This window comes from Kribbella speibonae, from assembly GCF_004331375.1.
GTDB lineage: Bacteria > Actinomycetota > Actinomycetes > Propionibacteriales > Kribbellaceae > Kribbella > Kribbella sindirgiensis.
In genome coordinates this window covers 1747109-1759343 of the sequence record NZ_SJKC01000001.1, presented here as the reverse complement: position 1 = coordinate 1759343, position 12235 = coordinate 1747109, and the positions used below count along the sequence as shown (strand labels likewise).

The following is a 12235-nucleotide window of genomic DNA, read 5'->3' as shown; positions in this document are numbered from 1 at the left end:
TGTTCAACAGGATGATGCCGCCCAGTGAAACACGCTCGTTACATAAAATGCAACGGTCATGTTTCATGCCTCGATGACGCCGCGCAGCACCAGGTCGAGGGTGAGCCGCCGGGCCCGGGACCGCGACCAGTGGTGCCGGCCGCGCATGTGCACATACGTGAAGGCCGCCGAGACCATCAGCACCTCGGCGACGTCGCTGACCCGGCCGTGCGGGTGCAGCGTCCCGTCCGACTCGCCCTCGCGGAGGAACCGCTCGAACGGGTCCAGGAACGACACCGGCCCGTTGCGCGCCTGCTCCTGATGGAAGACCAGATCCGACGACAGCATCAGCGGCAGATGCCGGTCGATCACGTCGAACAGCGCTTCCAACGTGCGGATCAGGCCTTCACGACCGGAGCCGGTGCCCGCGAGCACCGGCCACAACGTGTCGCGGTAGTCCTCGGCCAGCGCGTCGAGCAGCGAGTTCAGCAGCGTCTCGACGGTCAGGCCCTGCCGCCACAGCGTGACCCGGGACCGCCCGACCTTCTCGGCGACCCGCTCCAGGGTCACGCCGGTCCAGCCGTGCTCGGCCAGTACGGCGATGGTCGCCGTCCGGAGCGTCTCGTCCACCGCCACCGTCATCCGCGGCCCCTCACTCTTGTGCAACAAGGTTGTTGCACTGCACGATGACTGTACCAACCACCGAGGGAGGACGCGTGGAGACCAGGACCGAGATCCAGGTGCGGTTCACCGACCAGGAACGGGACGGACTGGCCGCGCTCGCAGCCGGTCTACGGGGCGTCGCCGAAGCCGACCTCACCGAGGAGGACGCCCTGGTCGCTGCCCTGGAGCTCGCGCTCACCCGCCTCATCGACGACTTCGAGGTCCCCGACCCGGCAGCCCGCGCCCAAGTCCAACGAGCCCGAGACAACCTCCGAGCCAACTGGATCCGCGGCAGCGCGACGCTTTAGACCGCCTTCAACACCCCAAGCAGACGCGCGACCTCGGTGGCGACGGCGTCGCGGGCTGGGCCTAGGTACTTGCGGGTGTCGACCAACTTGGGGTTGTCGGCGAGGATCTGGCGGACCTTGTCGGTGAAGACGTTGTTGAGGTGGGTGGCGATGTTGACCTTGGTCATGCCCGCCTCGACCGCGCGGGTGAGGTCGGGGTCCGCGACGCCGGAGGAGCCGTGCAGGACCAGCGGTACGGCGACGGCCTCGTGGAGGCGGGTGATGAGGTCGAAGTCGAGCGTCGCCGTACGCTCGGTCATCGCGTGCGAGGACCCGACCGCGACGGCGAGCGCGTCCACACCGGTCGCCTCGGCGAAGGCGACGGCCTCGTCGGGACGGGTACGGGCGCCGGGCGCGTGAACGCCGTCCTTACCGCCGACCTCGCCGATCTCGGCCTCGACGAAGACACCATGATCGTGGCAGAACGCCGTCACCTCGGTGGTCGCCGCGACGTTGTCGGCGTACTCGAGCTTGGACGCGTCGTACATCACCGACGTGAACCCGAGCGTGACGGCCTCGGTGACCAGGTCCCGATCCATCGCGTGGTCGAGGTGGACGACGACCGGCACCGTGGCGGCGGCCGCCGCGGCCAGGGTCGCGACGCCGATCGGCTTGAGCGCGCCGTGGTACTTCACCGCGTTCTCGCTGATCTGCAGGATCACCGGCGCACCGGCCTGTTCGGCGCCGGCGATCAGCGCGATCGCGTGCTCCAACTGGATCACGTTGAACGCGCCGACCCCACGACCGGCCTTGGCCGCGGCCAGCACGACCTCGGCACCGGATACCAACGGCATGAATCCTCCTAATTCACAGACACTTGAGGCTGCCACCGTCGGTAAGCGGCCAGATCGATGTCTCCGGCAACGGGTGTCAGCACAGCGGCAGCAGACGCGGCGACAGCGGACTTGAGTACGACGGACCAGTCCGGCTCCGGTGCCTCCGCGACAGCCGTGGCGACGACCGCCGTACACGCATCGCCCGCACCGGTCGGATTGCCGCGCACGGTCTCGACCGGCGACGCCCGCCAGACGCCCTTCTTGCTAGCGGCAACCATTCCGCGCGCCCCGTCGGTGATCACGGCCGCGGTCGCACCGAGCGCGACCAGCTCCGACGCGCCCTCCTCGACCTCCACGTCGCCAACGGCAGCACGCAGTTCGGCAGCGTTCGCGCGGACCACAGCACCAGCACTCGCGGCGGCGTTCAGCGCAGCACCGCCGGCATCGATGACCGTCAGTACGTCGTGGTGCCGGGCGCGGACCGCGATCTCGGCGTACGCGTCGGCCGGCAGTCCCGGCGGCAGGCTGCCCGAGCATGCGAGCACGCCGAGCCGGCCCCATGGCATCCGGTCGCCGAACGCGCGCCACTCGTCCGCGGTCACCGTCGGCCCGGCCTCGTTGAAGATCGTCGCGTCCCCGTCCACATCGTTGACGATGGCAACGGTACGGCGGGTCTCGCCGACGATCGGGGTGAGCAGCGCGGTCAGCCCGGCGTCGAACAGTTCCTCGGCGACCAGCTCACCGGTGACCCCACCGACGAATCCGAGCACCAGCACCTGGTGCCCGAGTGTCGCCGCCACCCGCGCGACGTTCACGCCCTTCCCGCCCGCGCGCCGCCGGATCCGGTCGACGCGATGACTCCCGCCGACTCGCAGCTCGTCGACCTCGTACGTGACGTCCAGCGCGAGGTTGAGCGTGACGGTTCCGATCAGTCCAGCCACGACCCGGCCCGCATCACCTTCTGGACGGCGTACTCGTCGTCGAGCAGCACCAGGTCCGCCCGCTTCCCGGTCTCGATCGAGCCCACGTCGTACCAGCCGAACGTCTGCGCCGGCGTCGTCGACGCCATCCGCGACGCGTCCACCAGCGACGTCCCGGCGGTCACCGCGTTCCGGAAGGCGACGTCCATGGTGAGCGTGCTGCCGGCAATCGAGTGGGAGCCGTGGACGAGCGTCGCGAGGCCGTCCGTGACGTCGACCTCGAGGCTCCCGATCATGTACCGCCCGTTCGGCATCCCGGTCGCGGCCATCGCGTCGGTGATCAGCGCGATCCGGTTCACCCCGGCCGCCGCGAGCGCCACCCGGACCACCTGCGGATCCAGGTGCATGCCGTCGTTGATCACCTCGAGCAGCAGCCGCTCGTCGTTCAGCGCGGCGCCGACCGGACCCGGGTCGCGGTGATGGAACGGCCGCATCCCGTTGAACAGGTGCGTCGCCACGGTCGCACCGGCGTCGGCGCCCGCGATCATCTGTTCGTACGTCGCATCCGTGTGACCGAGCGCGGCGATCGCGCCGGCGTCGACGACCTGGCGGATCGCGTCCAGCCCGTTCTCCAGCTCCGGCGCGATCGTCACCATCCTGACCGCGTCGCTCAGCACCTTGGCGACATCGTCCTTGAGCGGCGGCCGCAGCAGCGTCGGCTCATGCGCGCCGCAGCGCGCCTCGGACAGGAACGGTCCTTCGAGGTGCACGCCCGCAATGACGCCGTCGGTGATCAGCTCCGCCAGGCACGCGGTCTGATCGACCAGCTCATCGAGGGATGCCGTCACCAGACTGGCGAGCGTGGTCGTCGTACCGTGCTTGGCGTGGAAGGCCGCGACCTTGCGCGCCTCCTCCGGATCGGTGGTCGAGTACGACGACCCGCCGCCGCCGTGCGTGTGGATGTCGACGAAGCCCGGTACGACGGTCACGTCACCGAGGTCCTCGGGGCGCTTGCCGTCGGCCGGCATCCCCTCGGAGCGCCGCCCGAACGCGCGGACGTCCTCCCCCTCCACCTGGATCCAGGCGTTCTCCAGCACGTCGTCGGGCGTCACCACCCGGCCCACGCGGTACGTGGTCACAGCTCCTCCTCGTCTGCACGGTCCCAGGCCATCTGCGCGGCGCCGAGCATGCCGGCTTCCTCGCCGAGCACCGCCGCCACGATCTCAGGTTCGCGCTGGAACGTCAGGCGTGCGTGGACGCCCTCGCGCAGCGGTTGCAGCAGGGTCTCGCCGGCGCCCACCAGACCGCCGCCGATCGCGATCCGGGTCGGGGCGACCAGGGTCGTGTAGAGGACCAGCGCGTCGACGAGGGCGGTCAGCGCGTCGTGCCAGACCTGAGCCGCGTCCGGGTCCCCGGCCGCGAGCAGTTCCATCACCTCGCGGGCGCCGTCGACGGTCCGTCCGGTACGGGCGGCGTACCGCCTGGCCAGTGCTGCTGCCGACGCGACCGTCTCGAGGCAGCCCCACTGGCCGCAGGCGCAGAGTTCGGCGGCGTCGCCGTGGATGAACTTGGAGTGGCCGAGCTCACCGGCGTACCCGTCACCGCTGACCAGCGAGCCGTCGACGATCATCGCGGCCGCGATCCCGGTGCCGAGCGGGAGGAACATCGAGTTCGTGGTGCCGGCCAGCACCCCGTGCCGCAGTTCGGCGTACCCGCCGGCGCGGACGTCGTGGGCGAGCACGATCGGCTCCCCGTCGCCGACCGCGGCCTTCAGTTCGGCGAGCACCGGCGTACCGGTCCATTCGAGGTTCTCGGCGCCGACCGTGCCGTGCTCGGCGTCGATGACACCGGGGACGACGACACCGATGGCGCGCACGCGATGACCCTCCGCGGTCGCCTTCTGGCTGAGCTCGACGACGGTCTCCAGCAGGGCGTCGAGCACGGCACGGCCACCGTCTCGCGCGTCGGCCCGGGGCGTCGGCCTGGTCTCGCGGTGCAGCACGGCACCGTCGGCGGCGACCAGGCCGCACTTCATCCGGGTTCCACCGAGGTCGACGGCAACCACGACTTCACAGGGGTCCACGGAGCGCCATTATGCAGCGTTACCTGGCAGTCCGAACATCCATGAGCAGAATCCGGACAAACTCACACCGCCCAGCGCGCAATCTGGTCCGATCGTGTCCCGGCCGCCGACCGGTAACCGTGGGCAGGGAATCCACGGTTCCCAGCTGTCAGGAACGCAGGCCGTGGTCGAACGCGGCCACCAGGAAGGTGACCAGGTTCTCGGCCAGGTCGCTCGGGTCCGCCGTGTCCTGAACGCCGGCGGCACCCGGCGTCGGGGACAGTGCCTGCGACTGATGCAGCGCGAGCAGCCCGAGCATGTTCACGTACCCGAACGCGACCGCGTCCGGTGATGCCTGCGGCAGCGCCTTCTGCAGCGCCGCCAGGTACCTACTCTCGATCGGTTCGGACTCGACCGCGTACAGCTCACGGATCCGGCGGCTCGGATCGAACGCGATCCGGCCGATGAACCGTGCGATCAGCGCACCGCGTTCACCGCGGCGCAGTACGAGATCCAGCCCGGGCTCGACGAAGGCCCGGATCAGCGCCTCCGGCGTCGGCGGAGCGCCCGCCTCCAACTGGTCCAGCCGGCGCCGCCGTTCGGTGTTGACCGGCGCCATCGCCCGCGCCACGGCCGCGCGGAGCAGGGCCTCTTTCGAGCCGAAGTGATAGTTGACCGCCGCGATGTTCGCTGCCGCCGCAACCGTGATGGCGCGCAGCGAGGTTCCCTCGTAACCCCCTTCTCCGAATCGTTGCTCGGCGACGTTGAGCAACCTCTCCCGGGTCGTTTCGACCGGTGTCTCCACAGAGTTCTCCTTCCCCCCAGCTACTGCTCGCGCAGGCACCCCACCTGCTCACGCGCAGTAGCCTGCAGTCAGCATAGTTCAAACGGTCGTTTGAACTGGAGGGCTCAGCTCAGTTGTCTCCGAGAAATCCTCAGATTTCTCTGAAACCCTTTCCTTCCCAGCCCCTTCTGCCTTCACACCTCCACCACGGCCCGTGTACAAACGAGTGATTCCTGTTAGTGCATTAGGGTCCTGGGCCATGAGTTTCGTGCGGGTCGAGCGGCGATTTCAGGGGCCGGAGAGGTCGGGCAACGGCGGGTACGTCGCCGGTCTGGTCGGGACCGCGCTGGCAGCCGGTCTCGGGCCGGAGGCGGTGCCGAAGGTGACTCTGCGGATGCCGCCGCCGCTGGAGAAGGACCTCGAGCTGGCGGCCGGACGGTTGACGGACGGTGACGCTGTGGTGGCAGAGGCGGTGCCCGTCGACAGCGAGTTCCTCGCCGACGCGACGATCGATCCGGTGCTGCCCGAAGAGGCTCGCGCGGCCGAGGCGTCGTACCGCGGGCTGCACGACCACCCGTTCCCCACCTGCTTCGTGTGCGGGCCGGCGAACCAGAACGGTCTGCGCCTGCAACCCGGCCCGATCGGCGGCGGCCGTACGGCGTGCACCTGGACGCCCGCCGCGGACCTCGCGACCGACGGACTGGTCGACGAGGTGTTCCTGTGGGCCGCGCTCGACTGCCCCGGCGGCTGGACGATCGACCTCGAAGGTCGCCCGTCGGTGCTCGGCCAGCTGACCGCGTGCATCGACGCGCGGCCGGAGGCCGGCGAGGAATGCGTCGCGCTCGGCCGCTACCTCGGCGAGGACGGCCGCAAGACCTTCACCGCGAGCACCCTGTACGACGCCGACGGCCGGGTGCTCGCCCGCGCCAAACACACCTGGATCACGGTCGACCCGGCAGCCTTCAACTAGCGGGCGCGGGCGGCGTGGGCGCGGACCTTGGCGCGGTTGCCGCAGGTGGCCATCGAGCACCAGCGGCGGCGGCCCCGGGCGTCGAGGAACAGCCAGCCGCACGACGGACAGGTCCGCACGTGCTCGCGCGACGAGCCGGTCAGTAGCTCGCCCGCGAGCAACGCGAGTTTGTGCAGTGGGAGCTCCGGATCCTCCGGCAGCTCCCAGACCGGCCCGTCCGCCGAGCGTACGAGGTGCCGCCGCGCGGAGGCCTTCTCGATCAGCCGGGCCGCCGCCGCGAAGGTGTGATCGGTCGCCTGGCCGGTGAGTACGTCGTACAGCTCGGAGCGGAAATCGAGGGTGGTCCGCAGCCGCCGTCCCACCTCGGTCGGACTGCTCCCGGCTCGCTCGATCAGCCGGAACACGGTCGCCGGCGGTACCAGGCCGACGTAGGAGCTCCAGATCAGGAAGGCCTCGTACGACGTCAGCCACTCGGTCCGCGCGGCGCCACGGGTGGTCCACTCGGACCGGGTGTTGACGAAGTCGAGCACCGGGTGCGCGCCGACCGGCTTGGGCAGGACGACGCCCTGCACGAGCTCCAGGTGGGACGGCAGCGCGCTCATCCGGCTACCGGGCCGGCGTCGTGGGCTGGGTGGTGGCCGTGGTCGGCACCGGGATGCTGACGTTGCCGTTCTGCGGGATGACCATGAACTGGATCTTGCCCGACTCGATCGCGGTCTTCAGCAGGTAACCCTGCGCCCCGAGCATCGCGACCTGCTGCTTGACCGACTGCAGCTCGACGTTGACCTGCTGGTTCTTCTGCTCCTGCGTCGCCTTCGCGAGCTCCGCGCGCTGCTTGGCCTCCAGGCCGTCGATGATGCCCTTGTCCAGCGGCATCGGCTTCTGGACCGTGAAGGACAGCTCACCGCAGTCGTTGTTGCCGTTGTAGCCCGGGCCGCAGAAGTAGTCGCCGCCGACCGCGGCCGGCAGCAGCCGGGTGAACTCCTTGGCCGCCGCGGACTGGAACGCCGACTTCATCTTCTCGTTGTTGTAGAGCTCCGCCCAGCCGTAGTTGGTGGCGACCGCGGACAGGGCCCGGTCGATCTGCGGGCGGAAGTAGCTCTGCAGCATCTCGTTCCAGCCGCTCTCCTCGTACGCCTCGGTCTTGAGACCGATCCGCTCGTGGAACGACTTCAGCACGTCCTTGTTGCGGTTCAGCGTGAAGTAGACCTGGACACGGACACCGAGCCGGACGTTGTCCTTGCTGACCACGGTGACCTCGTCGGCGGCATCGGTATCGGCGCCGTCGCCGCCGATGATGTACGAGCGCTGGTCGGTCGGGTACGTGTACAGCGTGTCGCCGGGGCCGATCAGCTTGTTCGTCGAGCCGGGCGGGATCACCGACTTGAACTTCTTGTCCTCGATCACGCCGCCGCCGTAGTGCAGCCCGATCCGGTTGGCGTCGGTGTTCGCGAAGTTGAAGATGTTGAACAGGATGATGATCCCGATCACGATCAGGACCAGGATCCCGATCACCTTCGCCTTGCCGCCCCCCTTGGGCTTGAGCGCCGCAGCAGCGTTCCCCAGCTTTGCCATCAGTCGTCGAGCTCCTTGTGCTTTTCCACCAGTCGCCGGACGTCGGCGAGGGTCAGGTCGGCGGTGACCGCGACGTCCCGCGGCACCGACGGATGCGAGCTGAGCGTACGTAGACCCTGCTCCGCAGCCGCGACTGCCCGCTCCAGTGCCCTGACCTCCTGCATCAGCGCCCGATGTTCGGCGTTCAGCGTGGCCAGTGCCCGCTCCGCGCTGACGGCCCGGCGGTACGAGGACCACGCGAACCAGGCGGCGCCGATCAGCAACACGATCGCCGGCAGTCCGAGTCTGATCATGCCGTCGATTGTGGTTCATCCCAGGGCGAAATTCTGTTGAAGGGCAAACCTCGTGGCAGTAAGTTCTCAGTACACGCGAAGGGAGGTGGTCCAACGCATGAATTGCTATCGGACTCGTGAGGTGGCGGCGGGCTAACCGCCAACCACAGTTAAGTGGGCAAGTGGTCGGCCGAAACCAACGCCAGCCACCGGGCCTGCGGGCAGTCAGGTAGTCCGCCTGACCCTGAGTTCGGCCACCCGGTCGTGTCTCTGGAAGCGCCCGCAGGCTTCTCTTATTCCGGCGCCGGGCAGTCCAGCCCGAGCGCCTGGCCGATCTCGTAGAGCTGTGCCTCGAAGTACGCCGCGGCGTCGGGCAGCACCCAGTGCAGCTGGCCGAAGATCTCCATGCAGATCAGGCCGTAGAGCCGGGTCCAGTACGTGAGCGACAGGTAGATCGCGCCGGCCGGCATCCCACCGAAGTGCTCCGACTCCTGGGTGAGCTGGGCCACCAGCTCGGACCCGAGGACCTCGTCGGGCGGGTACGGGAACGGCTTCCAGTGCCAGATCTGCGCCACCAACTCCTTGAACACCGACCCGAAGCGCATCGCCGCCTGGTGCCCCGGGGTCTCCTCGTGGTCCGCCGCGTCCGGACTCGGCACCGCCGTACCGAACAGCAGCGCGAACTCCGCCGGGTGGGCCAGTCCCCAGTCCCGCAGTCCGTTGGCGAGCAGGTACAGCCGGGCGCCGAGATCCACGTCGTCGTCGGTCGACTGCAGGTCCATCAGGGCCGCGGTGAGTTCGTCGTACAGGTCCGCGATCAGGGCGCCGATCAGGGCCTCGTGGCTCGGGAAGTACCGGTACAGGGCGGGTGGCGTGAGGCCGAGTTCGCGCGCGACGGCCCGCAGGCCGACGGCCGCCGTACCGCCGGAAACCAGCAGCCGGCGGGCCGCCGACTTGATCTCCGCCAGCGTCGCCGCTCTCCGCCGGTCTCGGCTCTCCACCGTCAAATCTCTCCTTGACATCGCCAGGGGGCACGATCGTAGAGTGAACACCGTTAACAGTTAACGCTGTTCACTCCAGCTCCTGCCGCTCAATCTACGCCCTGGGGGACAGTTTCGTGTTCGAGACGCTCGGCCGTTTCGCCTACCGGCGGCGCCGTCTGGTGCTCGCCCTGACCGGTGTCTTCGTCGCCCTCGGCGTCGTCTGGGGCACCGGCGTGTTCGGCTCGCTGGCCAACGGCGGCTTCGACGCGCCGGACACCGAGGCCGCGAACGCCGTCAAGACCATCGAGCAGAACGTCGGCCGCACCGGCACCGACGTGATCGTGCTCTACCGCAACCCGTCCGGGACCGTGGCCGATCCGTCGTTCCGGCAGGCGGTCGAGGGCGACCTGGATGAGTTGCCGACCGCCGACGTGACCGCGGTGTCGACGTACTGGAGCACCAAGTCGCCGGTGTTCGTCTCGAAGGACCAGCACAGCACGTACGCCGTCCTCACACTCGCCGGTGCGACGCCGGAGGACCGGCTGGACACGTTCCACAAGATCGCCTCGCAGGTGCGTTCGGGACCGGCCGGTCTGGACACGAAGGTCGGCGGCGAGGTCGCGGTCTTCGACGAGGTGAACACGCAGACCGAGCACGACATCGTGAAGGCCGAGACGATCTCGACGCCGATCGTGCTGATCCTGCTGGTGGTGGTGTTCGGCGGCCTGGTCGCCGCGTCACTGCCGCTGTTCGTCGGGGCGCTCGCGATCCTCGGCTCGTTCGTGCTGCTGCGCGGCCTGTCGGCGATCACCGACGTGTCGATCTTCTCGATCAACATCGTCACGATGATCGGTCTCGGACTGGCCATCGACTACGCCTTGTTCATCGTCACCCGGTTCCGCGAGGAACTTGCCCGCGGCAACGATGTCGAGACGGCGCTGGCCACCACGATGGCGACGGCCGGGCGGACGGTGGCGTTCTCCGGCGTGACCGTCGGGGTGGCGATCACCAGCCTGGTGCTGTTCCCGGTGATGTTCCTGAAGTCGATGGCGTACGGCGGCGCCGCCGCGGTGGCGATCGCGATGATCGCGGCCCTGACCGCGCTGCCGGCGTTGCTCGCGGTCCTCGGGCACCGGGTGAACAACCTGCGGATCTTCAAGCCCCGGCGTTCGGCTGCTGAGCATGGTGCCTGGTATCGGCTGGCGCACAGCGTGATGCGACGCCCGATCCGGTACGTCGTCGTCCTCGTCCCGGTGCTGCTCGTGCTCGGAATTCCGTTCCTGAGCGCGCAACTCGGCGGCGTCGACCACCGGTCGCTGCCGCCCGGCGCCACTTCGCGGACGGTGACCGAGACCCTGCAGCGCGACTTCCCGGGAGCGGGCGGGTCGGACATCTACGCGGCGGTGCGGTTCTCCTCTGCCCCAGGTGATCCTTCGGCGGCGTTGGCGCCGTACATCTCATCGTTGCAGCAGGTGCGGGACGTGGAGAACGTGCGGATCGGTGGGTACTCGCGCGGCGTCGCATCGGTTGTTGTGCACACGCGCTTCACCGCACAGGAGTTGCCAGCGCGGGACGTCGTTCACGGGGTGCGCGCGGTGCCCGCGCCGTCCGGGACCGACGTACAGGTCGGTGGTGAGACGGCCGCGGTGATCGACCTGCTCGATGTGCTGAAGGAGCGGGCGCCGTACATGGCCGGATTCATCGTGGTGGTGACGTTCCTGCTGCTGTTCGTTGCCTTCGGCTCGTTCGTGCTGCCTTTGAAGGCATTGGTCATGAACGTGCTGTCGCTGTCGGCGGCGTTCGGCGCGATGGTGTGGATCTTCCAGGACGGGCACCTGTCCGGGCTGCTGGACTTCACGCCGGCCGGGTTCCTCGACGCGACCAACCCGGTGCTGCTGTTCGCCGTCCTGTTCGGGCTGTCGATGGACTACGAGGTGTTCCTGCTCAGCCGGATCCGGGAGGAGTACGACAAGACCGGCGACAACACCCAGGCCGTCGCGCTCGGGCTGCAGCGGACCGGCGGCATCATCACCAGCGCGGCGCTGCTGCTGATCATCGTGGTCGCGGCGTTCTCCACGTCGGGCATCGTGTTCGTGAAGATGATCGGCGTCGGGCTGGTGATCGCGATCGCGCTGGACGCGACGATCGTCCGGGCATTGCTGGTGCCGGCGACGATGCGCCTCCTGGGCCGCGCGAACTGGTGGGCGCCGGCGCCGCTGGCGCGCTGGTGGAAGTCACACGGCTTCCGGGAGGAGCCTCAGGGCTGGAGCCGCGAGAGCTCCCAGTCGCCGCCGGAGCTGGTCCGGCGGTAGGCCAAGCGGTCGTGCAGACGGCCGGTGCGGCCCTGCCAGAACTCGAACGCCTCCGGGGCCACCAGGTACCCGCCCCAGAAGTACGGCGTGGAGATCTCGGTGCCCTCCGGCCACTGCCGCTCGTACGACTCGTACTGCAGGTCCAGCTCCTCGCGGGACTCCACCGGCTGGCTCTGCTGCGACGCCCACGCACCGAGCTGTGACTCCCGCGGGCGGCTGGCGAAGTACTCGTCGACCTCGTCGCCGGGCAGCTTGCTGACCGTGCCTTCGATGCGGACCTGCCGTTCCATCGCGTGCCACGGGAACACCAGGGCGCAGTGCGGGTTGGCGGCGAGGTCGTCGGCCTTGCGGGACTGCTGGTTGGTGTAGAAGACGAGCCCACGCTCGTCCACACGCTTCAGCAGCACGGTGCGCGCCGACGGACGCCCGTCCTGGTCGGCTGTTGCGAGCACCATGGCGTTGGGCTCGGCCAGGCCGACTTCCCTCGCCTGCTCGAGCCAGGTCTGGAACTGCACGACCGGGTCGGAAGCCACCTGGCTCTCCAGCAGCTCACCGAGCCCGTACGTACGCCGCATCTCCGCAAGGTCCACGC

At 69.1% G+C, this 12235-nt stretch carries 14 protein-coding genes; 3 read left to right on the top strand and 11 right to left on the bottom strand.

Annotated features, from left to right (window positions below; translation table 11 throughout):
* Window positions 1-63 precede the first annotated feature (63 nt).
* Entirely contained in the window at window positions 64-621 is a 558-nt protein-coding gene (locus E0H92_RS08825) for a TetR/AcrR family transcriptional regulator (RefSeq protein ID WP_131495907.1), read from the bottom strand.
* Window positions 622-695: 74 nt separating this feature from the next.
* Between E0H92_RS08825 and E0H92_RS08820 the strand changes: the two genes are divergently transcribed.
* Entirely contained in the window at window positions 696-950 is a 255-nt protein-coding gene (locus E0H92_RS08820; protein WP_131495906.1) for a hypothetical protein, read from the top strand.
* On the opposite strand, the gene E0H92_RS08815 is transcribed toward E0H92_RS08820, so the two are convergent.
* From E0H92_RS08815 to E0H92_RS08795, 5 genes are all read right to left on the bottom strand, one after another.
* Window positions 947-1783, bottom strand: a complete 837-nt coding sequence (locus tag E0H92_RS08815; RefSeq protein ID WP_131495905.1) for a class II fructose-bisphosphate aldolase — start codon at window positions 1781-1783, stop codon at window positions 947-949. The two genes, E0H92_RS08820 and E0H92_RS08815, sit on opposite strands and share 4 nt — an antisense overlap.
* An 8-nt stretch (window positions 1784-1791) precedes the next feature.
* Window positions 1792-2706, bottom strand: a complete 915-nt coding sequence (locus E0H92_RS08810; protein ID WP_202873544.1) for a 1-phosphofructokinase family hexose kinase — start codon at window positions 2704-2706, stop codon at window positions 1792-1794.
* Window positions 2694-3824: an N-acetylglucosamine-6-phosphate deacetylase gene (nagA, locus tag E0H92_RS08805; RefSeq protein ID WP_131466113.1), complete on the bottom strand. Its 1131-nt coding sequence runs from the start codon at window positions 3822-3824 to the stop codon at window positions 2694-2696. The genes E0H92_RS08810 and nagA overlap by 13 nt, the downstream gene beginning before the upstream one ends.
* Complete coding sequence (locus tag E0H92_RS08800; protein ID WP_238153162.1) at window positions 3821-4768, bottom strand: ROK family protein; 948 nt, start codon at window positions 4766-4768, stop codon at window positions 3821-3823. Before E0H92_RS08800 ends, nagA begins: the two co-directional genes overlap by 4 nt.
* 148 nt (window positions 4769-4916) lie before the next feature.
* A complete protein-coding gene (locus E0H92_RS08795; RefSeq protein WP_131466111.1) occupies window positions 4917-5552 on the bottom strand; it encodes a TetR/AcrR family transcriptional regulator in 636 nt (211 codons plus the stop codon).
* A gap of 238 nt (window positions 5553-5790) precedes the next feature.
* On the opposite strand from E0H92_RS08795, the gene E0H92_RS08790 reads away from it, so the two are divergent.
* Window positions 5791-6501 carry a hypothetical protein gene (locus E0H92_RS08790; RefSeq protein ID WP_131466110.1) on the top strand — a complete coding sequence of 237 codons (711 nt, stop codon included), beginning with the start codon at window positions 5791-5793 and terminating at the stop codon, window positions 6499-6501.
* Here the strand turns inward: E0H92_RS08790 and E0H92_RS08785 are convergent.
* The 4 genes from E0H92_RS08785 to E0H92_RS08770 form a co-directional block, all read right to left on the bottom strand.
* Window positions 6498-7103, bottom strand: coding sequence for a CGNR zinc finger domain-containing protein (locus E0H92_RS08785; protein ID WP_131466108.1), 606 nt, complete (start codon window positions 7101-7103; stop codon window positions 6498-6500). The genes E0H92_RS08790 and E0H92_RS08785 overlap by 4 nt on opposite strands.
* 4 nt (window positions 7104-7107) lie before the next feature.
* Window positions 7108-8076: an SPFH domain-containing protein gene (locus E0H92_RS08780; RefSeq protein WP_131286108.1), complete on the bottom strand. Its 969-nt coding sequence runs from the start codon at window positions 8074-8076 to the stop codon at window positions 7108-7110.
* Window positions 8076-8369, bottom strand: coding sequence for a hypothetical protein (locus E0H92_RS08775; RefSeq protein WP_238150847.1), 294 nt, complete (start codon window positions 8367-8369; stop codon window positions 8076-8078). The genes E0H92_RS08780 and E0H92_RS08775 overlap by 1 nt, the downstream gene beginning before the upstream one ends.
* 272 nt (window positions 8370-8641) lie before the next feature.
* Window positions 8642-9349, bottom strand: coding sequence for a TetR/AcrR family transcriptional regulator (locus E0H92_RS08770; RefSeq protein ID WP_238153160.1), 708 nt, complete (start codon window positions 9347-9349; stop codon window positions 8642-8644).
* Window positions 9350-9465: 116 nt separating this feature from the next.
* On the opposite strand from E0H92_RS08770, the gene E0H92_RS08765 reads away from it, so the two are divergent.
* Window positions 9466-11643 carry an MMPL family transporter gene (locus tag E0H92_RS08765; protein WP_131495904.1) on the top strand — a complete coding sequence of 726 codons (2178 nt, stop codon included), beginning with the start codon at window positions 9466-9468 and terminating at the stop codon, window positions 11641-11643.
* Here the strand turns inward: E0H92_RS08765 and pdxH are convergent.
* Window positions 11589-12233: a pyridoxamine 5'-phosphate oxidase gene (gene pdxH / locus E0H92_RS08760; protein WP_238153159.1), complete on the bottom strand. Its 645-nt coding sequence runs from the start codon at window positions 12231-12233 to the stop codon at window positions 11589-11591. The genes E0H92_RS08765 and pdxH overlap by 55 nt on opposite strands.
* Window positions 12234-12235 lie beyond the last annotated feature (2 nt).

Excerpts from the sequence above, each read along its gene's own strand:
- E0H92_RS08825 (WP_131495907.1), bottom strand. The coding sequence starts at position 621 with ATGACGGTGGCGGTGGACGAGACGCTCCGGACGGCGACCATCGCCGTA.
- E0H92_RS08815 (WP_131495905.1), bottom strand. The coding sequence starts at position 1,783 with ATGCCGTTGGTATCCGGTGCCGAGGTCGTGCTGGCCGCGGCCAAGGCC.
- E0H92_RS08790 (WP_131466110.1), top strand. The coding sequence starts at position 5,791 with ATGAGTTTCGTGCGGGTCGAGCGGCGATTTCAGGGGCCGGAGAGGTCG.
- E0H92_RS08785 (WP_131466108.1), bottom strand. The coding sequence starts at position 7,103 with ATGAGCGCGCTGCCGTCCCACCTGGAGCTCGTGCAGGGCGTCGTCCTG.
- E0H92_RS08780 (WP_131286108.1), bottom strand. The coding sequence starts at position 8,076 with ATGGCAAAGCTGGGGAACGCTGCTGCGGCGCTCAAGCCCAAGGGGGGC.
- E0H92_RS08775 (WP_238150847.1), bottom strand. The coding sequence starts at position 8,369 with ATGATCAGACTCGGACTGCCGGCGATCGTGTTGCTGATCGGCGCCGCC.